At 71.5% G+C, this 24372-nt stretch carries 20 protein-coding genes and 1 tRNA gene; 12 read left to right on the top strand and 9 right to left on the bottom strand.

Features of this window, described 5'->3' with window-relative positions; all coding sequences use genetic code 11:
* The first annotated feature begins 20 nt into the window (after positions 1-20).
* Positions 21-1115, top strand: coding sequence for a glycosyltransferase family 2 protein (locus F6J84_RS05865; protein WP_150972147.1), 1095 nt, complete (start codon positions 21-23; stop codon positions 1113-1115).
* A 6-nt stretch (positions 1116-1121) separates the two neighbouring features.
* Here the strand turns inward: F6J84_RS05865 and F6J84_RS05860 are convergent, their stop codons facing one another.
* The 3 genes from F6J84_RS05860 to F6J84_RS05850 are packed head-to-tail and all read right to left on the bottom strand — an operon-like array spanning position 1122 to position 5444.
* Positions 1122-2573 carry a CDP-glycerol glycerophosphotransferase family protein gene (locus F6J84_RS05860; RefSeq protein ID WP_150972145.1) on the bottom strand — a complete coding sequence of 484 codons (1452 nt, stop codon included), beginning with the start codon at positions 2571-2573 and terminating at the stop codon, positions 1122-1124.
* Complete coding sequence (locus F6J84_RS05855) at positions 2570-3841, bottom strand: CDP-glycerol glycerophosphotransferase family protein (RefSeq protein ID WP_150972143.1); 1272 nt, start codon at positions 3839-3841, stop codon at positions 2570-2572. The genes F6J84_RS05860 and F6J84_RS05855 overlap by 4 nt, the downstream gene beginning before the upstream one ends.
* Positions 3842-3890: 49 nt before the next feature.
* Positions 3891-5444: a S1C family serine protease gene (locus F6J84_RS05850; RefSeq protein WP_150972141.1), complete on the bottom strand. Its 1554-nt coding sequence runs from the start codon at positions 5442-5444 to the stop codon at positions 3891-3893.
* A 98-nt stretch (positions 5445-5542) separates the two neighbouring features.
* Between F6J84_RS05850 and F6J84_RS05845 the strand changes: the two genes are divergently transcribed.
* The gene (locus F6J84_RS05845) at positions 5543-6745 is read left to right on the top strand and encodes an aminotransferase class I/II-fold pyridoxal phosphate-dependent enzyme (protein WP_150972139.1); all 1203 of its coding nucleotides are present in this window, start codon (positions 5543-5545) and stop codon (positions 6743-6745) included.
* 4 nt (positions 6746-6749) lie between these two features.
* Here F6J84_RS05845 and F6J84_RS05840 read toward each other — a convergent pair whose 3' ends face one another.
* Complete coding sequence (locus F6J84_RS05840) at positions 6750-7556, bottom strand: carbon-nitrogen hydrolase family protein (RefSeq protein WP_150972137.1); 807 nt, start codon at positions 7554-7556, stop codon at positions 6750-6752.
* Between the two features lie 108 nt (positions 7557-7664).
* On the opposite strand from F6J84_RS05840, the gene F6J84_RS05835 reads away from it, so the two are divergent.
* Positions 7665-7738 (top strand) — tRNA-Met (locus F6J84_RS05835).
* Between the two features lie 73 nt (positions 7739-7811).
* On the opposite strand, the gene F6J84_RS05830 is transcribed toward F6J84_RS05835, so the two are convergent.
* The gene (locus F6J84_RS05830) at positions 7812-8285 is read right to left on the bottom strand and encodes a MarR family winged helix-turn-helix transcriptional regulator (RefSeq protein WP_150974710.1); all 474 of its coding nucleotides are present in this window, start codon (positions 8283-8285) and stop codon (positions 7812-7814) included.
* 78 nt (positions 8286-8363) lie between these two features.
* Between F6J84_RS05830 and idi the strand changes: the two genes are divergently transcribed.
* Genes idi through F6J84_RS05795 form a run of 7 tightly spaced genes read left to right on the top strand, consistent with a single transcriptional unit; the run spans position 8364 to position 13967 of the window.
* Entirely contained in the window at positions 8364-8921 is a 558-nt protein-coding gene (gene idi, locus F6J84_RS05825; RefSeq protein WP_150972135.1) for an isopentenyl-diphosphate Delta-isomerase, read from the top strand.
* Positions 8918-9976: a polyprenyl synthetase family protein gene (locus F6J84_RS05820; RefSeq protein WP_150972133.1), complete on the top strand. Its 1059-nt coding sequence runs from the start codon at positions 8918-8920 to the stop codon at positions 9974-9976. The genes idi and F6J84_RS05820 overlap by 4 nt, the downstream gene beginning before the upstream one ends.
* Entirely contained in the window at positions 9973-10851 is an 879-nt protein-coding gene (locus F6J84_RS05815) for a phytoene/squalene synthase family protein (protein ID WP_150972131.1), read from the top strand. Before F6J84_RS05820 ends, F6J84_RS05815 begins: the two co-directional genes overlap by 4 nt.
* Positions 10848-12443, top strand: a complete 1596-nt coding sequence (gene crtI / locus F6J84_RS05810) for a phytoene desaturase family protein (RefSeq protein ID WP_150972129.1) — start codon at positions 10848-10850, stop codon at positions 12441-12443. The genes F6J84_RS05815 and crtI overlap by 4 nt, the downstream gene beginning before the upstream one ends.
* Entirely contained in the window at positions 12443-12784 is a 342-nt protein-coding gene (locus F6J84_RS05805; protein WP_150972127.1) for a lycopene cyclase domain-containing protein, read from the top strand. The genes crtI and F6J84_RS05805 overlap by 1 nt, the downstream gene beginning before the upstream one ends.
* A complete protein-coding gene (locus F6J84_RS05800; RefSeq protein WP_150972125.1) occupies positions 12781-13086 on the top strand; it encodes a lycopene cyclase domain-containing protein in 306 nt (101 codons plus the stop codon). The genes F6J84_RS05805 and F6J84_RS05800 overlap by 4 nt, the downstream gene beginning before the upstream one ends.
* Positions 13087-13103: 17 nt before the next feature.
* A complete protein-coding gene (locus F6J84_RS05795) occupies positions 13104-13967 on the top strand; it encodes a prenyltransferase (RefSeq protein ID WP_150974709.1) in 864 nt (287 codons plus the stop codon).
* Positions 13968-14030: 63 nt separating this feature from the next.
* On the opposite strand, the gene F6J84_RS05790 is transcribed toward F6J84_RS05795, so the two are convergent.
* Positions 14031-16931, bottom strand: coding sequence for a UPF0182 family membrane protein (locus F6J84_RS05790; RefSeq protein WP_150972123.1), 2901 nt, complete (start codon positions 16929-16931; stop codon positions 14031-14033).
* Positions 16932-16993: 62 nt separating this feature from the next.
* Complete coding sequence (locus tag F6J84_RS05785) at positions 16994-18121, bottom strand: YlbL family protein (RefSeq protein ID WP_150972121.1); 1128 nt, start codon at positions 18119-18121, stop codon at positions 16994-16996.
* A gap of 124 nt (positions 18122-18245) precedes the next feature.
* Between F6J84_RS05785 and F6J84_RS05780 the strand changes: the two genes are divergently transcribed.
* On the top strand, positions 18246-19631 hold the full coding sequence (locus F6J84_RS05780) for a zinc-dependent metalloprotease (protein WP_150892155.1): 1386 nt from the start codon (positions 18246-18248) through the stop codon (positions 19629-19631).
* Positions 19632-20348: 717 nt separating this feature from the next.
* Here the strand turns inward: F6J84_RS05780 and F6J84_RS05775 are convergent.
* Together F6J84_RS05775 and nudC are read right to left on the bottom strand one after the other, a co-directional pair.
* Complete coding sequence (locus F6J84_RS05775) at positions 20349-22109, bottom strand: ATP-dependent helicase (protein ID WP_150892154.1); 1761 nt, start codon at positions 22107-22109, stop codon at positions 20349-20351.
* The gene (nudC, locus tag F6J84_RS05770; RefSeq protein WP_150892153.1) at positions 22106-23014 is read right to left on the bottom strand and encodes an NAD(+) diphosphatase; all 909 of its coding nucleotides are present in this window, start codon (positions 23012-23014) and stop codon (positions 22106-22108) included. Before nudC ends, F6J84_RS05775 begins: the two co-directional genes overlap by 4 nt.
* Positions 23015-23076: 62 nt before the next feature.
* Here nudC and F6J84_RS05765 point away from each other — a divergent pair, with 62 nt between their 5' ends.
* On the top strand, positions 23077-24366 hold the full coding sequence (locus F6J84_RS05765) for a phosphotransferase (RefSeq protein ID WP_150892152.1): 1290 nt from the start codon (positions 23077-23079) through the stop codon (positions 24364-24366).
* Positions 24367-24372 lie beyond the last annotated feature (6 nt).

Raw genomic sequence — 24372 nt, 5'->3', positions numbered from 1 at the left:
GTGCATGGGATGATCGTCGGATGCATGTGAACGCGGGCGGAGCCCGGGACGCCCCCGTTCCCCCGCATGATGCCGGGGTGTCCTTCGTGATGCCGGTGCTCAACGAGATCGGCTACCTCGAGCGCGCCGTGCGCACGGTGCTGGAGCAGGACGTACCCGGCCCGATGGAACTCGTCCTTGCCCTCGGCCCGTCGTCCGACGGCACGACGGAGCTCGCCCGCCGCCTGGCGGAGGAGGACGAGCGCATCGTGCTCGTGGACAACCCCGAGGCGGACATCCCCACCGGGCTGAATCTGGCCATCGCGCGCAGCACGCTGCCGACGATCGTGCGCGTGGACGCGCACTCCGAGCTGGCTCCCGGGTACACCACCCGGGCGTTGCAGACCCTCGAGCGGGTGCGTGCAGCGAACGTCGGCGGCATCATGCGCGCCGACGGCCGCGCTCCCTTCCAGCGCGCGGTGGCACGCGCCTACAACTCCCCCTTCGGTCTCGGCGGCGGCGCGTACCACGGCGGGACCAGGGAGGGCGCTGCGGAGTCGGCCTACCTGGGCGTGATGCGTCGGGCCGTCATCGACGAGATCGGCGGTTTCGACGAGTCCCTGCGCCGCGGTGAGGACTGGGAGCTCAATCTGCGCATCCGCCGCGCGGGCTACCGCGTGTGGTTCGATCCGGCGCTGTCGGTGACCTACTGGCCGCGCGAGAGCTGGACACGGCTCGCGCGGCAGTTCCGTGCCACGGGGGCCTGGCGGGGTGAGCTCGTCCGCCGCTACGGGCGCCGCAACTCGCTGCGCTTCTTCGCGCCGCCCGCCCTGGTGCTGGCAGTGGCCGCGAGCATCGTGGTGGGGATCCTGCAGGCGACCGGTGTGCTCTCGGGCGTGGCGGCCCTCGTGGCCTCCGTCGTGTACCTCCCCGTCCTGGCGTACCTCGCGCTCATCGTCGCGGTCGCGGCCGGTCCCGGCGGTGGCCGCGGATGGCGCGACAAGCTCTGGACGCTGGCCGTCCTTCCCACGATGCACCTGGCATGGGGCACGGGCTTCCTCGCCGGTGTGTTCTCGGGCGCCCACGACACGGTCGACACGTCCCGGCTCGGGACCCGCAACACCCCGCTGCCCTGAGGCGGATCAGCGCTCCACGAAGCCTTGGTCCAGGATGCGGTCGACCACCCGCTCCGCCGCATGACCGTCCTCGCGCGCGTTGAAGCGGGCGCGCCAGCTCTCGTACCGCGCGGTGACGTCCGCGCCCTGCGGGGCGGCCAGCGCCGCGGTGAGCTCCTCCTGCGACCGCACCAGCGGTCCGGGTGCGTGCGCGAGCAGGTCGAAGTAGAAGCCCCGCAACTCGCCCCGGTAGTGCTCGAGGTCGGGGACCAGGAAGTACATCGGCTTGCCCGTCACGCTGTAGTCGAACATGACCGAGGAGTAGTCCGTGATGAGCGCGTCGGCCAGGAGCAGCAGCTGCGAGGTGTCCGGGAACCCGGTGACGTCGATGACGCGCGCACCGGTGGTGTCGGAGCCGGGGAGGAGCGTGCGGGAATGTCCCCGCACCAGGACCACGGAACCCGTGTCCGCGGCCAGCCGCTCGGCGTCGAGGAAGTCCACGATCTCCTCCCGGTCATCGCGCCACGTGGGCGCGTAGAGCAGGACCCGCTCCTCGGGACCGATGCCGAGTCCGGCGCGGACGGCCGTGCTGTCCCCGGTCGTCAGCACGTCGTTGCGGGGGTAGCCCTCCACCCAGATGGGCCGGCCGAGGAAGGCGTAGGCGCGCTTCATGATGCCCGCCGCGTAGGGGTTCTGCGCCAGCAGGACGTTCCAGCGCCGGGCCTCGCGGACGACCGCGACGGCGCGGCGGGGGTCGAAGCCGGGCCGGTGCAGCGCGAGCCGTTTGAGGGGGGTCCCGTGCCAGGTCTGCAGGACGGTCTGTCCCCGGCGGCGCACGAAACGCCTCCGCAGCCAGTCGTTGACCACGAGCAGACGCGCCGCGCCTCGAGTCCGCCACCATTCGGGGCTGCCCTCGACGACGGCGATCGCCCCGTCCGGGACCGGCACGGAGAGGTCCACGACGCTCCAGTAACGCGTCACGCCGGGCGCTCTCCGGCTGAGTTCGCGATCGATCGCCAGCGGGTTGCAGCTGGCGTTCCGCCCGTAGAAGCTCTCGAAGAAGACGGCGTTCTCCAGCTCCGCATCCGCCGACGCGTACCGCCGTTCCAGCGCGTCCTGCCCCTCACCGGAGTCGTACGCGGGGTCGACCGGAGGACCCACCTGCAGCGACCATCCCTGCAGCGACGCACGGAGGGTCGGGAACAGCACCAGGTCCAGCGGCTCCGGCGGGGACGGCTGCTCGGCACCGTCGTCCGGCACGACCTCGAGCACATAGGTCCCCGACGGCAGTGGCAGCTCCGGCCCACCCCAGCGCGCCACCTTCAGCGGCAGCGTCGCCGTCCAGACCGAGCCGGTCACGACTGCCTGTGCCGACACGCGGGCACGAGGACCGACCAGCGCCAGCGACGCGGGCACCGGCCCCTCTCCGGAGAGTATGAGAGCGGGCTCGTCACCGGTGCCCCATCGCGCCGTCGTCATTCCGTGTCCTTTCCTGACCGCTCCGGATGCCTGTCTGCACCGATGGCCGCGATGATCGCACGATACACGCGCTCGGCGTTCCGTCCGTCGCGGTAGGCGTGCACCCGCGCGTCGAGGTCGCGTGCGCGGGCCAGGCGCCGTTCCCGCTCGGCGGGATCGGTGAGCACCGCGTCGAGCTGTCCGAGGGCCTGCGGCCAGGTACGGGCGGGGTCGTCCCCGGCGACGTCGTGGAAGGACCCGTAGAAGCCCCGCCGCCGGGCGTACTCCGCGACGTCGGGAGCCAGGAAGATCTCCGGGAGCGGGACGAGCGACGCGTCGAACGCGAGCGAGGAGTAGTCCGTGATCAGGACGTCCAGCCCCGGCAGCAACGGGGTGACGTCGGCGACGCGGTCGCTGCCCAGCATCCGGATGCGGTCCTCCCCCGCCGGAGGCCGGTAGTCCCCGGCGCCGAGCGGGTGGGAGCGGATGAGGAGGATCGCGTCGCGCTCCTGGAGCAGTCCGGAGATGGCCGCCCAGTCCTCGGCATCGGGGATGGCCGGGTCCGGGTCGCCGTCCCGCCAGGTCGGGGCGTACAGCACGACCGCGCGGTCGCCGATGGGCCCGGTCACCCGCTCGAGCGTGGCGCGTGCGGTGCGTCGCCGCTCCCCCGCCGATCCGCGGGAAAGCACGTCGACGCGCGGTTCACCGACCACCGGTACGCGTTCATCGGGCAGGGAGAACGCGGATTCCAGCCGCCCGCGGACCAGATGGGATGCGGCGGGCAGCAGTCCGATCCGGCGTGTGGCCGAGCGGTACATCGCGGCGAGCACGGTGCGGACGAACCGCGACGAGGGCAGCAGAGCGCTCCGGACGGTCTCCGGGGAATCGATGCCGATCCGCTTCAGCGGTATCCCGTGCCACAGCTGCACGATGAACGCGCCGGAGACCGCATACCGGTCCACGTCGCCGAAGCCGTGGGTGATCACCACGACGCGCGCGCGGGCGGTGCGCCACAGAGCGCGCACCGAGCCCTTCCGGAGCGTCGGGATGCCGCGTGCCGCCGCATCCCGTTCCTGTTCCGGGCCGTCCACCAGCCACACCGCCGGCACCTCTCCGGCCCGTGCCTGCTCCCAGACGGCGAGCGCGCCGTCCGCGATGCCCACGGCGCATCCGAAGACCCATTCGTCGCGGGTCCGGGGAACGAGCCGGGTCAGCACCCACCCGGCGGCATAGAGCGGTATCGCCCGCAGCTTCTTCGCGTTGCCGGCACCGAACGAGAAGGACGCCACCTCGCGAGCCTATCGCGAGGTGGCGTCCGATCCCGTGAGCGGTGGGTGCCTACGGCTGCAGGGTGCCGAGCGTGACGTCCGTCGTGCGGCTCTCGCCGTCACGGACGTAGCGCACGCTGGCTTCCGAACCCGCGGCGGCCGCCCGCACCTGGGCGGTGAGGTCGACGGAGTTGTCGATCGGCACGCCGTTGAACTCGGTGATGACGTCGCCGGCGCGCAGACCGCCCTCGGCCGCGGCGCCGTCCGGGGTGACCTCGGCGATGGCCGCGCCTTCGATCGTCGCGTTCTCCAGCGACGCCGCGTTCTGCACCGTCGCGCCGAGCAGACCGTGCGTGGCCTCTCCGGTCTCGATGATCTCCTCCGCGATGCGCTCCGCGATGTTGGAGGGGACGGCGAACCCGACGCCGATGTTGCCGGACTGCCCGGACGACGTTCCGCCGGAGGACGCGATCGCCACGTTGATCCCGATGAGCCGGCCCTCGTCGTCGACGAGCGCGCCACCGGAGTTGCCCGGGTTGATCGCGGCGTCGGTCTGGATGACGGCGATCTTGATGGTGGCCGAGCTCTGCGGCGTCGCCTGACCCTGACCGAAGTCGAACTGGAAGGGACCCTCGCTCGGATCGCCCGGCTCCTCCTGGTCCTCGCCGGAGGAGTCGTCCGGGGCGGCGGAGGACGCGATCTCGATGGACCGGTTCAGCGCGCTGACGATCCCGGTGGTGACGGTGTTGTCGAGCCCCAGGGGTGCACCGACCGCGACCGCCTGGTCACCCACGTTGAGCTTGCTCGAGTCGGCGAACTCGATCGCGGGAAGACCCGAGGCGTCCTCCAGCTTGATGACGGCGAGGTCGTAGGTGGGGTCGGTACCGACGATCGAGGCCTTGTAGACGCGGTTCTCGGACGTGGTGACCGTGATGGTCGGATCGGCCGTCGCCCCGTCCAGGGTGACGACGTGCGTGTTCGTCAGGACGTACCCGTCGTCGGAGATGATCACGCCGGAACCGGTGCCCGCGCCGCTCGAGGAGGACGCGGAGATGGTCACCACGCTCGGCACGACCTTCGCGGCGACGGCGGTGGTCCGGTTCACGTTCTCGGTGTCGTTGACCGTGATGACGGATGAGCCGCCGGCGGACGCCTCGGTGGAGGTTCCCCAGAGGCTGATGCCGGCGTACGTGCCGCCGAGGCCGGCGGCACCGCCGACGATCGCCGCGGCGACGAGCAGACCCACGGTGCGTGCCGCTCCCGACTTCTTCCGGGGCGCGGAGGGGGCCGGCGTGTCCGCGAGGGGCGTCGTCGGGGCCGTCTGGGCACCCGGCCCGAAGGCCGCTCCTGCGGGCGCGGAGGGCGCGCCGTAGGTCGGGTATCCAGCCGGGTACGGCGGGCGCGGGGGGATGGCGGCGGACGGCGCTCCGGTGGGGAGCGGCGGCCGTGCGGGGGTGTCGTAGGAAGCCTGCGACGGCGCGGCGGAACCGGTCTGCGGAGGCCGCGCGGCAGGCGGAACGTCGCCGACGGGACGGGAAAGGTCGCGGTCGGCGGACGCGGCGGGACCAGCCGCGGACGAGTCGGCGGCGGTCGGTTCGGGGGTGGTGCCCTCGATGTCACTCATGATTGCTCCTTCTGGCAGGCCTTAATCAGGGTGCAGCCCTTTTCTGTGCATTGCCTATGCCGAGAATGGGACGACCCTATGCGACTAACCTGTGTCGAATGCGAACCCTGAGCGGAGCGTGGCGCCGGGCCGCCGCGGGCGCCGGACTCCTCGGCACGGACGGGACCACGTCCCCCACGATCTTCGCGGAGATGAGCGCACTCGCCGCCCGCACCGGCGCCGTCAACCTCGGTCAGGGTTTCCCCGACGAGGACGGTCCCGCCGTCGTGCTCGAGGCCGCCCGGGACGCGATCTCCGCCGGGGTGAACCAATACCCGCCGGGCCGCGGGGAGGCCTCCCTCCGCGAGGCGATCGCGGAGCATCAGCAGCGGTTCTACGGGCTCGCCGTCGATGCCGAACGCGAGGTGCTCGTCACGGCCGGCGCGACGGAGGCGCTGGCCGCCACCATCCTCGCGCTCGTGGACGGCCCCGACGACGAGGTCGTCGTCTTCGAGCCGTTCTACGACGCTTATGCCGCGCTCGTCGCCCTCGCCGGGGCGCGCCTGGTGACGGTTCCGCTGCACTGGCCGGACTTCCAGCCCGACCTCGACCGGCTGCGGGAAGCGGTCGGTGACCGCACGCGGCTGATCATCGTGAACGACCCGCACAATCCCACCGGCACCGTCTTCACCGCCGAGGCGCGCGCGGAGATCGTGCGTCTGGCCGACCGGCACGACGCCGTGATCGTCACCGACGAGGTGTACGAGCACCTGCTCTTCGACGGCCGTCGCCACGTCCCGATGGCATCCATGCCCGGAGCCGCGGAGCGAACCGTGAGCATCTCCTCCGCCGGGAAGACCTTTTCCACCACCGGATGGAAGATCGGCTGGCTGACCGCGCCCGCCGCCCTGGTCGACGCCGTGCTCGCCGTCAAGCAGTTCCTGACCTACGTCAACGGGGCACCGTTCCAGCCCGCGGTCGCGCTCGGGCTGAGGCTCGGCGACGAGGTCTTCGCCGGGATCGCTGCGGACCTGCAGCGCAAACGCGACCTGCTCCGCCGCGGCCTGGAGGCGGCGGGGTTCTCGGCCGCCCGCGCGGCCGGTTCGTACTTCACGGTCGCGGATGCGGCCCCGCTCGGCGCGACGGATGCGCACGCGTTCTGCCGATCGCTCGCCGATCGCGCAGGGGTGGTCGCCATCCCGCTGACCGCGTTCGCCACCGCGGAGCACCGTGCCGACTACGCGACGCTGGTGCGGTTCGCCGCGTGCAAACGCGAGGACGTCCTCACGGAAGCCGCACGGCGGCTGACGGTCCTGCGCTGAGGTTTCAGTCCCGCGGGTGCACGCCGTACCGGCGCAGCCGCAGAGCGGGGTTGACGCGGCGCACGCGGGCCACCTCGTCCGGATCGATGCGCCCCAGCACGATGCCCGATCCTGTGCCGATCGTCGCCACGACCACGCCCTGGGGGTCGATGATGCCCGACCTGCCCACGCCGAGGGGCGGCGGATGGTCCGCGGCCGCGACGTACACCGTGTTCTCGATGGCGCGGGCTTGCAGCAGCGTCTCCCACTGCGCCTCCTTGAGGGGCCCGCGCACCCACTCCGCCGGCACGAGCAGGAGCTCGGCTCCGGCGTCCACGAGGGTGCGCGCGGACTCGGGGAACCGCAGGTCGTAACAGGTCATCAGGCCGCAGGCCACACCGTCGACCTCGAAGATCTCCGGGGCGTCGAGAGCGCCCGCGGCCACCCAATCGGACTCGCGCTGACCGAACGCATCGTAGAGGTGCTGCTTGCGGTACCGGGCGCGGACGCCGCCGGCATCCACGGCGACGACCGTGTTGTGCACGTGCCTGCCGTCTCCGGCCGCCTCCAGCAGACCGGCGATCACGGTGATCCCCTGCTCCGCCGCCAGCCGGGTGAGAGCGGACACGAAGGGCCCGTCCATCGCCTCGGCGTGCTCACGGACGCTCACATCGAACGGGTCGACGAAGTAGCTGGAGTACTCCGGGAACACGACCGCCCGCGCGCCGGCCGCGGAGGCCTCGGCGGTCATCTCGCCGATCGCCTCGAGGTTGCGCGCACGATCGGCGGTGGGCGCGAACTGCGCGACGGCGAGGGTGAACGGATCGGGCACGCCCCCATCCTGGCGTGCGGGAGCCGGCCCGGCAACCGGCGCGAAACGCCCGGGATGACGGCCCCGATTCGACCGCGCGCGATCCCCGTGTTAGATTATCTCTTGTGCCGCGGGGTGGAGCAGTTCGGTAGCTCGCTGGGCTCATAACCCAGAGGTCGCAGGTTCAAATCCTGTCCCCGCAACGAAAACGAAGAAGGCGTCTCCTCCGGGAGGCGCCTTCTTCTTTTGCCCGCCCCGATTCCCGCCAGCGGGGGCTCAGGGCTCCGGATCCACCGCCGCCGACATCCGCATGAGGAATTCGGTCACCACGGCCAGCTCCTCGTCGGTGAACTCCTCCGCGACGCCGCGCATCGCGCCCATGCTGTCGCGGAAGTGCGCGCGGAACGAGTCCCGCGACTTCTGGGTCAGCGCGACGATCCGCGCCCGGCCGTCGTGCGGATGCGGCTTGCGCACGAGGTGGCCGGCATCCGCCAGGCGATCCAGGAGCTTGGTCGTCGAGGCGGTGGAGATCCGCAGGTGCCGGGCGATGTCGTGCGGACTGACCGATTCGTCCCGCTGCTCGCGGATGATCAGCATGCGCAACGCGGCGAGGTCCGTGGCGTTCATGTCCATCTCGCCCTTCATGCCGCTGTACATCCGGTCCATGGCGTCGCTGAAGGCACGGACGGCCGTCAACACCTGCCATACGGCGGTGTTGTCCGACACCCCCGTGCGCGGGACACCCGACATGTTGGACACTCCCTTCCAGCCTATGTAGTATCGGTCGAAAGCCAGATAGCTAGCTAAGCTAGCAAATAAGGAGGTCGAATGGACGAGATCGAGTACGTCGTTCTGCTGGACGACGAGGGAAACGAAATCGGCACGGCCCCCAAGAGCAGTGTGCACGGAACCGACACGGCTCTGCACCTGGCATTCTCCTGCCACGTCCTCAACGAAGACGGGGAGATCCTGGTGACGCGCCGCGCACTTCACAAGAAGACGTGGCCGGGCGTCTGGACCAACAGCTTCTGCGGTCACCCGAAGCCGGCGGAGCCCCTCCTCCAGGCGGTCCACCGCCGGGCCGAGTTCGAACTGGGACTCGCGCTCACCCAGATCCAGCTGGCACTCCCCCTGTTCCGCTACCGGGCCACCGATGCCAGCGGCGTCGTCGAGCACGAGGTCTGCCCCGTCTACATCGCCCGCGCCGAGGGCGAGCCCGTCCTGAATCCGCTGGAAGTCGTCGACGCCCGTTGGGTCGACCCCGCCGAGCTGGCGGCGTCCCTGCGCACGACCCCGTGGGCATTCAGCCCCTGGCTGGTGCTGCAGGCCGAGCAGCTCGATCTGTTCGCCGCACGCAGACCCCTCGAGCACCGGGTGGCCTCATGATCCACGGCCTCGGGCCCGACGTCCGCCAGGGAATCGATGACGAGATCGACGCCGCTCTGGCGCGGCTGCGCCGGCGCGCCGGCGACCTCGGCGAGTCCTTCGCGGCGCTGGCGGATGCGGTCACCCGCGCCGCCAGCGGCGGGAAGCGATTCCGTCCCGCCCTCGTCGTGGCGAACTTCGAGGCCTTCGGCGGGCGCGCCGACGAGATGACCGGCGTCTACCCCGTCGCCGCATCCTTCGAGTTGCTGCACACCGCCTTCGTCGTGCACGACGACGTCATCGATCACGACATCGAGCGGCGCGGCATCCCGAACATCGCCGGCGAGTTCCGCCTGCGCGGGTCCGGCGCCGGAGCGGGCGCCGTGGCCGCCGCAGGACTCGGCGACGCCGCCGCGATCCTCGGCGGAGACCTGCTGCTGTACGAAGCGACGCGCCTGATCGCCCTCGCCGACATCTCGGCGAATCGCCGCGCCGCCCTGATGGCCCTCTTCGACGATGCCGTGGTGGTCTCGGCCGCGGGCGAGCTCGCCGACGTGGAGAACGCCCTGCGCGGGGCGGACCAGTCCGGCGACTCCCTCTTGACGGCCGCCCACGACAAGACCGCCGTCTACTCCTTCACCGCTCCGCTGCGCGCCGGAGCTCTGCTGGCCGGAGCCTCCGCCCAGGACCTCGAAACGCTGCGCCTGTGCGGAGGCGACCTGGGACTGGCCTATCAGCTCGTCGACGACCTCATCGGAGCGTTCGGCACGACCGACCAGGCCGGACGGGATGCCGGCGGCGACCTGCGCGAGGCGAAGCGCACACCCCTGATCGCTCTCGCGCAGCAGACCCCCTCCTGGCCGACCGTCAGCGACGCCCTCTCCCGCGCGCACACCGGCGCGATCGCGGTCCTGGAGGCGCAGCGCGTCCTCGACGAGAGCGGCGCCCGCACCCGGCTCTGCGGCCTGGTGGAGGACACCCTCGCCCAGGCCCTCATCTCCGCAGAACGGCTGCCGTCGGCGGCCGCCACCCTGCTCGGCGGCATCGCCGAGCGCATCCGAGAGCGCATTCCGTGACCCGAACCGATTCCGTCCCGACCGGACTCACCCTGTACGACCGAACCGCCGAGACGGCGGCCGCCGCGGTCATCCGTGCGTACTCCACCTCCTTCTCCCTCGCCTCGCGCCTTCTCGGACCTCGGCCGCGTCCGCACGTGCGGAACGTCTACGCCCTCGTGCGCATCGCCGACGAGATCGTGGACGGCCCCGCTCGGGAGGCGGGACTCGACGAGCTCGCCCAGGCGGCGGTCCTCGACGAACTGGAGCAGGAGACGGAGGCTGCGGTCACCCGCGGATTCAGCGCCAACCTCGTCGTCCACGCGTTTGCCCGGACGGCACGCGAGTGCGGCATCGGCACGGATCTGACCGCGCCGTTCTTCGCCTCCATGCGCACGGACATCTCGACGCGCACGCACGACGACGACTCGCACGACGCCTACGTGTACGGCTCCGCGGAGGTCGTGGGCCTCATGTGCCTCGCCATCTTCGAGAACGCCGGTGCGGAGCGGCCGGGCGCGCCCTCTCCGCACCTCGTGGCGGGGGCACGCGCTCTCGGCCGCGCCTTCCAGGACGTGAATTTCCTCCGCGACCTCGATCACGACTCGCACGAGCTCGGACGGGACTACCTCGCCGTCGACGACCACTCCCGGACCCGGACGGACGTCCTCGACCGCATCGACGCCGATCTCGCCGCCGCGGCGGACGTCATCCCGTTCCTCCCACTGGACTGCCGGCGCGCGGTGACCGCGGCGCACGATCTGTTCGCCGCGCTCTCCGACCGCCTGCGGAACGAGCCGGTCGACGGGCGACGGGTCAGCGTCCCCGCCTCGCAGAAGGCGACGCTCGCGGCACGGGCGTGGCTCGGCGGCGCGCCGCGCGGTGCGCGGGCATGACGCGCCACGGGCGTACGTCCCTCGTCATCGGCGGCGGCATCGCCGGCCTCGCGACGGCGGCGCTCCTCGCCGAGGAGGGGTACGAGGTGGTCCTGTTCGAGGGACGGCCCGAGGTGGGCGGCCGCGCGGGAAGCTGGGAACGCGACGGCTTCCGGTTCGACACCGGACCCAGCTGGTACCTCATGCCCGAGGTCTTCGATCACTTCTTCCGGCTGCTCGGGACGACCTCCGAGGCGGAGCTCGACCTCGTGACGCTCACCCCCGCCTACCGGGTCTACTCCGAGCCGGAGCCGGTGGGCCCGGGCGGCGCCCTCGACGTCGTCTCCGGCCGGGAATCGGCCATGGCCCTGTTCGAGTCGATCGAGCCCGGCGCCGGTGCCCGGCTGGAGACGTATCTCGACTCGGCCGGTGACGCCTACGACCTCGCCGTCTCCCGCTTCCTCTACGATTCCTACGAATCGCTCGCGGGCCTGCGCGACCCGGCCGTGCTCCGCCGGATCGGCCGGCTGGCGAGCCTGCTGACCGTCCCCCTGGCATCCCGCATCGAGAAACGCTTCACGGACACCCGCCTGCGGCAGATCCTGGGGTATGCGGGCGTGTTCCTGGGCGGCTCCCCGTACGACCTGCCGAGCCTCTACCACCTCATGAGCCATCTCGACCTCGACGACGGCGTGCGCTATCCGCGGGGCGGCTTCACCGCGCTGATCGCTGCCATCGAGCGCCTCGCGCGGGAGCGCGGCGTCCGCGTGGAGACGGACGCCGAGGTGGACCGTATCGAGGTGACGAGCGGACGCGCGACAGGTGTCGTGACCACCGACGGCCGGCACTTCACCGCCGATCTCGTCGTGTCGACCGCGGACCTGCATCACACCGAGACCCGTCTGCTCCCCGAGGCCTCGCAGACCTACCCGGAGAAGTGGTGGCGCAGGAAGACGCCGAGCTACGGCGCCCTGCTGGTACTCCTCGGCGTCCGCGGCGAGCTGCCCCAGCTCGCGCACCACACCCTGCTGTTCACCGAGGACTGGCGCACCAATTTCGCCGACATCTTCGGTCCGGACGCCCACATCCCGGATCCTGCTTCGCTCTACGTGTGCCGGCCGAGCGCGACGGACGACACGGTCGCGCCCGAGGGGCACGAGAACCTGTTCGTCCTCGTCCCCATCCCGGCCGAGCCGGGGCTCGGCCGCGGCGGCACCGACGGCACGGGCGACGACACGATCGAGCGCGCCGCCGACGCCGCGATCGCGCAGATCGCATCGTGGTGCGGCATCCCGGATCTGCAGGAGCGGATCGTCGTCCGCCGTACGATCGCCCCGGGGGACTTCGCGTCGGACCTGCACGTCTGGCGCGGCAACGCGCTCGGACTGGCGCACACGCTGGGTCAGAGCGCCCTCTTCCGGCCACGGAACGCCTCCGCGAAGGTCGACGGTCTCTACTACGCCGGTTCGTCGGTGCTTCCGGGGATCGGCCTGCCGATGTGCCTCATCTCCGCCGAGCTCGTCGTCAAACGCCTCCGCGGCGACCGTTCCGCCGGCCCCCTCCCCGAGCCGCTGCCGCGGGAACGGTCCGCCCCGCAGACGGGGACGGCCTGATGCCGGGTGTGTATCTGGCCGCGATCCTGTTGAGCGCAGCCGGGATCGCGGCCCTCGATGCGCGCTTCCGTCTCGCGTTCTGGGACCGGCCCGGCCGGACGGCCGCCGCCGTCGCCATCGGCACGGCGTTCTTCCTCGTCTGGGATGCGGTCGGCATCGCGACCGGCGTGTTCGTGAAGGGCGACAGCCCGCTCTACGTCGGTGTGGATCTCGCTCCGCACCTGCCAGTGGAGGAGCCGGTCTTCCTCGCCTTCCTCTGCTACCTCGCCCTCGTGCTGCACTCGGCCGCGTCCCGCCGGCTGCGCCCCGCTCCCCGCACGGGTCAGGAGGTGAGACGATGACCTATCCGCTCATCGTCCTGCCCTTCCTCGCGGTGACCGTCGTGGTCACCGCCCTCAGCGCGCGGCGCCCCGGCTTCGGACGGCGGATGCGGGCGTCCGCCGTCGCCGCCGCTGCGCTGTTCGTCCTCACCGCCGTCTTCGACAACGTGATGATCGCGGCCGGGCTGTTCACCTACCCGGCGGAGCACCTCAGCGGCATCCGGATCGGACTGGCGCCGATCGAGGACTTCTCCTATCCCCTGTGCGCGGCGTTCGGCGTACCCGCCGTCGCCGTGCTTCTCCCCGACCGGAGGACCGCGTGACCGTGCGCACCACCGGCATGATCGTGCGAACGCTGTTCGTCTCGTCGCGCCCGATCAGCTGGATCAACACCGCCTTCCCCTTCGCCGCCGCGTATCTGCTGGCCACCCGCGAGATCGACGCGACCCTCATCATCGGCACGGTGTTCTTCCTCATCCCGTACAACCTCGCCATGTACGGGATCAACGACGTGTTCGACTACGAATCGGATCTGCGGAACCCGCGCAAGGGCGGCGCCCATGGGGCGGTGCTGGACCGACGGATGCACACCATCACGCTGTGGGCGGCCGGACTGTCCTGCCTGCCGTTCCTCGTCTACCTCCTCATCGTCGGTCCCCCGCCCTCGTGGCTGGTGCTCGCACTCAGCATGTTCTTCGTGGTCTTCTACTCCGCGCCCCCGCTGCGGTTGAAGGAGGTGCCCTTCGCGGATTCGATGACCAGCAGCATCCACTTCTTCTCCCCCGCCGTGTACGCGCTCGTGCTGGCCGAGGCGGCCTGGACCCCGCAGCTCGTCGCGATCATCGCCGCCTTCGCCCTGTGGGGCGTGGCCTCGCATGCCTTCGGAGCCGTGCAGGACGTCGTGGCGGACCGGGAGGCGGGCATCTCCTCGATCGCGACCGTCCGCGGCGCCCGGTGGACGGTGTGGTTCGCGCTGATCTGTTACGCCCTCGCCGGCCTGGTGGTCCTGGCGACGAGCTGGCCGGGTCCGCTGGCCGCCGTGCTGACCCTGCTGTACCTCGGCGCGGTGTGGCCGTACCGCCGCATCACGGACGAGACCGCCGAGCGCGCCACCATCGGCTGGCGCCGGTTCCTCTGGCTGAATCAGATCGCCGGGTTCGGGGTCACGCTTCTGCTCATCTGGTGGGCGCTGCTCACGTCCTGAACCGCCGCACGAAGAAGCCCCCGCACAGGATGCGGGGGCTTCTTCGTGCGTTGCCGGCGGGGCCTACTCGCCCTCGCCCTCGCCCTCCAGCTCCAGCAGACGGTTGATCGCGTCCGTGAGGCGCTGGTCGGCTTCGCCGTACTCGGCCCAGTCGCCACCCTGCAGCGCCGTCTGGCGGTCCTGCAGAGCCTGACGCGCGTCCTCGAGGGCGGCCTGGTAGTCGGCCGCGGGGACAGTCGGTGCCGGCGTCTCGCCGTCGGGGGTCTCGTTGCCCGGCTCGACCGGCGCCACTTCCTCGTCACCGGCGTTCGCGCCCGACTCACCGCCGAACAGGGCGTTGAGCGCCTCGTTCAGGGTGTCCTCGAACGCCACCTCGTTACCGAAGGCCACGAGCACCTTCCGCAGCTGCGGGAGCTGGGTGCCGCTGGATGCCTGGACGAAGACGGGCTGCACGTAGAGCAGGCCACCGCCGACCGGCAGCGTGAGCAGGTTGCCGTTGAGCACCTCGGACTGGCCCTGACGCAGCAGGTTGATCTGCGAGGAGATCGCCGGGTCGGAGTCGAACGTGTTCTGCACCTGACCCGGTCCCGGGATGGTGGTGTTGGCGGTGATCTCCAGCAGCCGCAGCTTGCCGTAGTCCTCGCCCTTCACCCCGTCCTGCGCACCCGCGTCGGAGTCGACCGCCAGATAGCCCATCAGCACGTTGCGGGAGTCCGTCCCGGTGGACTGGGGGATGAAGCTCGTGAACATCGAGTACGACGGCGCCGACTGACCGGGCATCTGCATCGTCAGGTAGTACGGCGGCTGGTTCACGTCGGGGTTCTGCGGGTCCGCCGGCGTCGACCACGCGTTGTCGCGCTGGTAGAACGACTGCGCGTCGTCCACGTGGTAGACCCCGAGCATCGCGCGCTGCACCTTGAACAGATCGGTGGGATAGCGCACGTGGCTCATCAGGTCGCCGGACATCTCCGAGACGGACTCGAGCGTGGTCGGGAACACGTTCTGCCACGCCTGCAGCAGGGGGTCCTCCTCGTCCCAGGCGTAGAGCGTCACGGAGCCGTCGTAGGCGTCGACCGTGGCCTTGACCGAGTTGCGGATGTAGTTGACGTTGTCCAGCGCGATGCGCGGCAACGGGTTGTTCGCGTCCTCGATCGCCTGGCCCATGCTGGTCGCGGTCGAATACGGGTACTGGTCGCTCGTCGTGTAGCCGTCCACGATCCACACGATCCGGCCGTCCACGACGCTCGGGTACGGGTCGGAGTCGAGCGTCAGGTAGGGGGCCACCTTCTGCACGCGGAGCTTCGGGTCACGGTCGTAGAGGATCTGCGACTCCTCGTTGACGTAGTCCGAGAACAGGATCTGCTCCGACTGGAACTTGAGCGCGTAGATCAGGCGGTTGAAGATGTTCCCGATGCTCGGGCCGCCGTCCCCGTCGAACGTCGTCTTGGTCTCGCTGCCGCCGTCGGCACCCGACGGGTAGTCGAGCTCGATGGGGGCGGTGGAGGCCGGAGCGCCCACGATCGAGTACAGCGGGGAGTTCTCGCCGAAGTACACGCGCGGCTGGAAGTCGCTCTCGGAGAGGAAGCCGGCGGCGGGGATCCCGCTCTCGATGAAGACCGGGTCGCCGTCCGCGGTGCGCTCGTTGCCCTTGGCGACGACCATGCCGTATCCGTGCGTGTAGACCAGGCTCGTGTTCTGCCAGGAGGCGGCGTCACCGAGCGAGTTCGTGTTGACCTCGCGGACCGAGACGATCGTGTCCTGCGACTGGCCGTCGATCTGGTAGCGGTCGACGTCCAGCGGGTCCTGGAAGCGGTAGTACTGGCGGTACTGCTGCAGCTGCCGGATGGTGGGCTGGATGATGGCGGGGTCCATGATGCGGATCGACGCGGTCGTCTCCGCGTCCGAGCGCAGCTGGCCGGCCTCGGCGTCGGTCACGGCGTCGTAGTCGGTCTTCTCCAGACCGTCGATGCCGAACGCCGCCTGCGTGGCGTCGATGTTGCGCTGGTAGTACTCGCTCTCGAGCGCCAGCTGGTTCGGCCGCACCTGGACGGTGTTGACGATCCACGGGTAGGCGACGCCCACCACGATCGAGGTGATGACCAGCAGCGCCGTCGCGATCAGCGGGTAGCGCCAGCGGCCGATGATCGCGGTGACGAAGAAGAGGATCGCGACCAGGACCGCGACGATCGAGAGGATCGTGAGTCCGGGGATCGTGGCGTTGACGGTCGTGTAACTCGCTCCCGTGATCCGCTCACCGGGCGCGATCAGCGTGCGGAACCGGTCCATGAAGAGGCTCGCTGCCTGCAGCAGGAGGTAGAGACCGGCGATCACGGCGAGCTGGATGCGGGCGGGCTTGGAGATGCGCAGTTCGCGCTGACCGATCCGGACCGAGCCGTAGAGGTACGACACGAGCGCGGTGACCAGGAGCGAGACGAGGACGACCGCGGAGGCGAAGCCGAGCAGGCCGCTGTAGAACGGCAGACCGAACAGGTAGAACCCGGTGTCCATGCCGAACTGCGGGTCCGTGGTGTCGGTGCTCACACCGTTCAGCCACAGCGCCGTGGTCTCCCACTGGGCGGACGCGGCGAATCCGGCGAAGAAGCCGAAGAAGATCGGGATCCCCCACATGGCGAGGCGCCGCAGCGGCTCCACGACCTCCTGGTACCGGTCCAGCTGCGAACTGAGCCGAACGTACACCGGCCGGAGCCGATAGGCGAGCTGGATGGCCAGCCACACCGGGACGGCCATCCCGAGGAAGCCGATCACGAACATGATCGTCCGTGCGAGCCACTGGGTGAGCAGCACGGAGGTGTATCCGAGCTGCTCGTACCACAGCCATTCGGCGTACAGGCTGGCGAAGACGAAGAAGCCCACGGCGATGGCGGCGATCACGGCGAGCGAGATCGCGATCACGCGGCGGGATCGATTCGGGGCGGCGGGCGTCGGCGCTGAGGTCGAGGTCACCCCTCCATCCTAGGAGCGTGTGGGCAGGCGCGGCCCAGCGGATGCTGTGCGAACTGCCAGGATCAGCCCGCGGCGCAGGTCGGGAACCCGTCCAGCGGCGCCTCGTCGGCGATCGCCTCGAGCACCGAGACGGCGTCGTCGAGGGTGGCGATGGCGAACACCTGAAGTCCGTCCGGCACGTGACCTGCGACCTCGCCGCAGTTGTCGCTCGGTGCCAGGAAGTACTCCGCGCCGACGTCCACCGCGCCCCAGAGCTTCTGCCGGATGCCGCCGATCGGGCCGACGGTGCCGTCCGTCACGATCGTCCCGGTGCCGGCCACGTGCGCGCCGCCGTTGAGCTCGCCGGGCGTGAGCACGTCGATCATGCCCAGCGCGAACATCATCCCGGCCGAGGGACCGCCCACGTTGTTGAGCTGGATCTCCACGTCGATCGGGAAGTCGTACACGGTGGTGACCGAGATCCCCACCTGCCAGGTGCCGGCGGCGTCCCCCGTCCCCTCGTCCGGGGTGACCGACACGGTCTCCTGCCGGCCGTCGCGCTCGACGAGGAAGCTCACCGGAGCCCCCGCGCCCGCGTTGATGGTCTCCCGCAGGGCCGAGAGCCGCGTCACGGGCTCCCCCTCGACCTCGAGGATCACGTCGCCCGGTTCCAGCACGCCCGCCGCGGCGCTCTCCTCGGCCACGATCGACACCTCCAGCCGGGGATCGACGTCGTACCCCAGGTAGTGCAGGGCGGCCGCCGTCGCGTCCTGCTGCGAGTCGACCATGAGCGTCGCGTTCTGCTGGGTCCGTTGCTCGGAGCTCTGGCCGGTCGGGTAGATCTGCTCCATCGGCACCACGGCCTTGGTCGGATCGAACCAGGCGAGCGCGACGTCGACCCAGGACAGCCGCCGCTCCGGCGACCCGACCACCTGCACCGTGAGCAAGTCGAGGCTGCCTCCGGTGGGATACGTCTGCGACCCCACCACCGTGATCAGCGGCACGTCCTCGCCCTCCGCGTCGGTCACTTCGCCGAGGGTGTTGTAGACCGGGCCGGGCCGCTCGATGACGTACGGGCTGGGCAGGAACGACATGCCCAGCAGCGCGAGCAGCGCCACCACGAGGGCCCAGACGCCGGCGAGGGTCGCCCGCGACATCCGTCGACGCGGAGCCGGGGACGCCCCGGCGTCCTCGAGTTCGAACAAGCTCACGCGTCTGCCTTTCGTCCGACCGTTCGCGGCCGGCGTACGGCGATCTGGCTTCGCCCGGCGGTGCGATGTTTCACTGCCACTAGCGTAGATCGGGACGGTATCCCCCGGCTGAAAGGCGCCTGACGTGGCAGACGACGACGACCGCAGCCCGGAAGAGCAGTTCCAGGAACTCCTGCGGCAGCTCTTCGGCGCCGAAGGATTCGACCCGGCCCAGCTCCAGCAGCTGTCCGGCCTCGGCATCGACCCGGCGATGATGCAGCAGATGATGAGCCAGATGCAGGCCGCGTTCGTCTCCGGCGACGGCGGTATCTCCTGGGACGACGCCCAGCGGCGCGCCCTGCACATCGCGAACCAGGGCGATCTCGGCGTGGCATCCGGCGCGCGCGCCGACCTCGACCAGGCCTTCACGCTCGCGACGCTGTGGCTGAGCGAGGCCACCACGATCTCGGACCTCGCCGAGCCCGGACACGCCATCACCCGCGGCGCCTGGGTGGAGGCGACGATGCCGGTATGGCGCGAGCTCGCCGAACCCGTCGCCCTCAGCATCGCCGATGCCCTCACCGCGACGCTGTCCGATCAGGTGCCCGAGGAGATGAAGGGCATGATGCAGGGCGCCAGCCGCATGATGCGCTCGGTCGGCGGGTCGCTCTTCGCGAACCAGCTCGGCCAGGTCGTCGGCCGCCTCTCCATGGAGGTCGTCAGCGGGGGCGACGTCGGCATCCCGCTGATGCCGGCCGGTTCCGCGGCCATCCTGCCGCAGAACTTCGCGGACTTCGGGCAGGGGCTGGAGATCCCGGAGGACCAGCTCGCCCTCTACGTCGCCGCACGGGAGCTCGCGCACGCGCGCCTCTTCCGGCACGCGCGCTGGTTGCGCCTGGACGTCATCGCACAGGTGACCGAGTTCGCCCGCGGCATCCGCGTGGACACCAGTGCCCTCGAGGATCTCGCGGAGCGCTTCGATCCGTCGAACCCGGACGAGCTGCGCGTCGCCCTCGAATCGGGGGCGCTGCTGCCCGAGCGCTCGGAGCAGCAGACCCTGGCACTCACCCGCCTGGAGAACCTGCTCGCCCTCATCGAGGGGTGGGTGGAGGTCGTCACCGCGGACGCGACGTCCCGGCTCCCCAGCGCGGATCGCGTCGCGGAAGTCGTCCGTCGCCGCCGGGCCGTGGGCGGCCCCGCGGAGAAGGCGCTCGGGTCCCTCGTCGGACTGGAGCTGCGTCCCCGGCGCATGCGCGAGGCCGCTGCCATGTGGCGTGCGGTGACGGATGCGGTGGGGGTCGCCGCACGGGACGCCCTGTGGGACTACCCGGACATGATGCCCTCGTCGGAGGACATCGACGATCCCGCCGACCTGATCGCGCGTCTTGCCGCGCGTGCCCGCGGCGAGGCGCCGGAGCGCGACGCGTTCGACGAGGCACTGGACGCGCTGCTGGCCGAGGAGAAGGGCGAGGGATCGCCCGAGCCGGAGGACGGCCACGACGACGGACCGCAGGGCCCCTCCCCGGTGTGACCTGTCCTCCCCCGATCCGTTCGGGGGAGGACTCCTGTGGAGAGCGGACCGGCGGCGGGCACCGGGCGCACAATCGGGGGATGCTCCGCCTGGATCCCGCCCACCCGCCCGCGTGGCGGGACGAGTCCGCCCTGCAGTTCGGCCTCGAGCCCGTCCTCGTCATCGCCGATCCGCAGCCGTGGCAGGAGGTCGTGGTGCACGTGCTGGGCGCCGGAGCGACCCGCTCCGACGCCGTGTCCATCGCCATCGCACACGGCGCCTCCGCCGGCGCGGCCCGCTCGTTCCTGGATCGGCTGCGCCCGGTCCTGCTCGAAGAGCGCGCGCGAGGGCGCATCCATCTCGACGTCGCACCGAACCTTCCCCATCCGGTCGGCGCGGACGCCGCCGGCATGCTGTCCGCCGCGTTCGATCTGGCGCCGTCGCCCGAGCGCGGCGCTCCCGTGCTGCTCATGGCCGCGCATCTCGTCCACCCGGCACAGGCGCGCGCGGTCGCGCGTGACGGTCTGGCGCATCTGCCCGTCGTCTTCGCCGGCGACCGCGCTACGATCGGCCCTCTCCTGATCCCCGGTGACGGCCCCTGCCTAGACTGCGCGAACGCCTACCGCCGAGCGGCCGACCCGGCGTGGCCCGTGGTGGCGGCCCAGTTGCTGTCCCGGCGTGCCGAATCTGTGCCGGCCGCGTTCCTCGCCGAGACGCTCGGCGTCGCCGAGCGGTTCCTCAGCGGGTCTGCCGGGCCCCGGGCGCGGACCCACGCGGTGACGATCTCCGCGCGGGAGCTGCGCCGGACGTGGGCCGAGCGGAGCGTTCATCCAGAATGCGGTTGCCGATCTCTTGCAGGAACCGCGATCGCTGGCGCATCGAACGTCCGGAGCTTTCCGCCCACGAGAGCGAGAGCGTACGCGCGGCCCGCGTGATCCCGACGTACGCCAGCCGCCGTTCCTCGTCGATGGCCTCGAAGCTCTGCGCGTACGAGATCGGCAGCAGTCCCTCGCTCATCCCGATGAGGTGCACGTGGTCCCACTCCAGCCCCTTCGCCGCGTGCAGGGTGGCCAGGGTCACCGTCGCGAGCGAGGGTTCGTGCTGGTCCTTGGCGCGGGCCATGAGCTTGTCCGTGAACGATCGCAGCGTCGCCCCGGGGGGCTCCTCGTCCGCGAGGGCGAGCAGGGCCGCGCGTGCCTCCCAGGCGTTGCGCAGCGCCCCGCCGGCGGGCGGCGGCTCGTCGGTGAGCCCCAACGAGCGCAGGACGTCGCGCACGCTGTCGCGGAACCCGCTCTCCAGCGGGGCCACGGAGGCGGCGCGCAGGGCCATCACCGCCTGCCGCACCTCCGGCTGGTCGAAGAACCGTTTGCCGCCGAGGACACTCGTCGGGATCCCCTGGTCGGCGAGCGCCGCCAGCACCTCCGCGGACTGCGCGTGCGAGCGGTAGAGCACGGCGATCTGGCGCGGATCCGCCCCGGCATCGAGCTGTGCCCGGATGCGGCGAGCGACTCCCGCGGCCTCGTGCGCGTCGTCGTCGTAGCGCACCAGCGACGGCGGAGGCGCCTCGTCGCCACGCTCGGTCACGAGCTGCAACGCTCCGGGCCGACCGCGCATGAGCGCGTTGGCGGTCACCAGCACCGGCCGCTCGGAGCGGTAGTTCCGTTCCAGCCGGAACTGGCGCGCGTCGGGATAGCGACGGGTGAAACCGAGCAGATGCCCCGCGTCCGCGCCGGCGAAGGAATAGATCGTCTGGCTCGCATCGCCCACCACGCACAGATCCCGGCGCTCACCGAGCCACAGTTCGAGCAGCCGGTTCTGCAGGGGCGAGACGTCCTGGAACTCGTCGACCGTGAAGTGCCGGTACTGCTCGCGGACGGCCTGCGCGACGCGCGGCTCGGCCTCGATCATGCCGGCGCACGCGAGCAGCACGTCCTCGAAGTCCAGCTGGTGCCGGGCGTCCTTGAGCTTCTCGTACGCGAGGTGCACGTCCCGCACCTGGAGCGCGGTGAGGGTGCCCACGCCGTTCGGGCGCGCCTCGGTGAAGGCGTCGACGCTGCGCATCGTGACCTTGCGCCACTCGATCCCGGAGGCGATGTCGCGCAGTGTCGCGGTGTCCGGGGACAGCTTGATGGTCTCGGCGGCCTGTGCGAGCAGGCGCACCTTGTTGTCGACGATCGCGGGGGCGGGCGAACCCGCCACCTGCGGCCAGAAGAAGTTCAGCTGCGACAGCGCCGCCGCGTGGAAGGTGCGTGCCGCGACGCCGTCGATCCCGAGGGCGCGCAGGCGGCCGCGCATCTCGCCCGCGGCCTTCGCGGTGAAGGTCACGGCCATCACCCGCCCGGGCGAGTACGTGCCGCTCTCCACGCCGTACGCGATCCTCCGGGTGATGACGCGGGTCTTGCCGGTACCGGCACCGGCGAGCACGCACACCGGCCCGCGCACGGCGAGCACGGCCTCACGCTGATGCTCGTCGAGCCCTTCGAGCGCGACTTCGCTCATACCGCGCCCTCGTACCAGTCACGGATGAGCCGATAGGCGATCGAGGCGGTGCCCGGCAGTGTCACGTCACCCTCGCCTGCGAACGCCGCGCCGATCTGCTCCCGCGTGAACCACCGGATCTCCACGATCTCCTCGCCGTCCGCGCGCGCGGCGTCGTCGCTGCGCGCCGCGGCGTGGAAGCCCAGCATCAGCGAGCGCGGGTACGGCCACGCCTGCGAACCGCGGTACCGCACGTCCACCACGTCGACTCCTGCCTCCTCCGCCACCTCGCGGACGACGGCGGCCTCGAGGGATTCGCCCGCCTCGACGAAACCGGCGAAGCAGGAATAGCGTCCCGGCGCCCAGGCGGCGTTCGAGCCGAGCAGCAGTCGCTCCGGCCGGTCGGCGCTCGTGACGGCGACGATGATCGCCGGGTCGGTGCGCGGGAAGTGCTCGCGTCCGCATCCCGGGCAATGCCGGGCCCAGCCGGCCTGCACCACCTCCGTGCGGGTGCCGCACGCGGAGCAGAAGGGCGCCCCGAGCAGCCAGCGCGCGAGGCTCAGCGCCTCGACCGCGATCCCGGCGTCGTCCGTGCCGAGCTCGCCGCCCACGACGCGGAGCGCCTCCCAGCGTGCCGGCGCGATCCCCGGCGCGTCGGCGTCCGCCGGGAGGATCGCGGCGATGACTCCCGCCTCGCCGTCCCGCCCGAGGAACGCCCACTCGGCGGCGTCCGTGACGTCCTGCGGGGCGAGCAGACGCAGACGCGGGCCCTCCGTGACGGGGACGCGGTCGCCGTGCACGACGAGCACCCGGGTACGGGGGTCGCGGCGCAGGTCGTCCAGCAGTCCCGGTCGCGTACGTTCCGCGGCGGCCCGGTCGATCCCCTCGCGGGCGAACGCCGGTGCGGGGGCTCCGGATGCGGTCACCGATACCTCCTCGACGGGCGTGGCGCCGGGATCCGCCCGGCCGATCGACCTACCCTGAGGGCATGCCACGCTCACCTCTCACTCTAGCCGCGTCGGTGACGGCGGCACTGCCGGGAGCGAACGTCGTCGGGATCCGTCCGCTCGGCACGTCCGAACACGGGCGCATCGCCTCGGCCGTCGCAGATCTGGACGACGGCCGGCAGGTGGTCGTCCGGGTGGGCGAGGACGACGACGCCGGCCGGGGTCTGATCGCCGAGGCACGGGTCCTCGAGGCGCTGTCCGCGGGCGTCCGCAGCCTGCTGCCGTTCCAGGTCCCCGCGCTGCTCGGCGAGACCGCGGTACGCGGCGGCCGGGCGATCGTCGTGGACTTCCTGGACGGCTACCGCGTGGAGGCGGCGGACGTCCCCGCCGGGCCCGGCTTCGCCTCGCTGCTCGGGACCGCCATCGCCGCCGTGCACGACCTCCCCGTCACGGTCATCCGGGCGGAGGGCTTCCCCGCCCGGAGCGCCGACCAGGTACGGGCGGAGGCAGCGCGACTCGTGGACCGCGCCATCGCCACCCGCCGCGTCCCCTCCCCGCTCCACGAGCGGTGGCGCCGCGCCCTGGACGACGACGCGCTGTGGCGCTTCGAAGCCACCGTTGTCCTCGGCGGGCTCGACCCGGCATCGTTCGTGTTCGCCGAGTACGACGACGTCCCCGTGGTGCGCGGTCTCCTCGACTGGCAGGGCCTGTCCGTGGGCGACCCGGCCGTCGACCTGCGCTGGGTCGCGAACGCGCCGGATGCGGCCGCCGCCGTGCACGAGGCGTACGCGGGGGCCTCCCGCCGCGCCGGGGACCCGTACCTGGCCGAACGCGCTCAGCTGTTCGCGGAACTCGAGTTCGCGAAGTGGCTCGTCCACGGCGCGGACGAGGACGACGAGGTCATCCTGCAGGACGCCGAACGCCTGCTCGCCTCCCTGGCCGATGCCACCGCCGACTCCGACATCGTCCGTCCGGACGCCCGCAACGTGGACGACGCCATCGCGCTGCTCGATCGCGTCCCGCGCGCGCAGGAGTCGACGATCGACACGTCCATGCAGACCGACGCGTACGACCCGGTGGCTCTCGGCGCCTATCTGGCGGATGCGGAGCGCTCCGCGCGCGACGAGGACGCCGACAGCGGGGCGATCCCCACCCTGCCCGTGGATCTGTCGGAATGGACCGCATCCGCGTCCGTCCCGGAGGACGCCGCAGTCGACGGAGCGGCGGAGCGGGCGACCGGTACCGACAACGCTTCCCCGGCCGAGGGCGACGATCACGACGAAGCGGCACGGGCGTCGCGCGCGGCGCTCCGCCGATGGAGCGAGTCCTGATCCGCC

Origin of the sequence: Microbacterium caowuchunii, from assembly GCF_008727755.1 — a bacterium.
In the GTDB taxonomy this organism is placed as follows: Bacteria; Actinomycetota; Actinomycetes; order Actinomycetales; family Microbacteriaceae; genus Microbacterium; species Microbacterium caowuchunii.
Note: the sequence above shows the minus strand (reverse complement) of the source record. Positions and strands in the feature narration are given on the sequence as shown.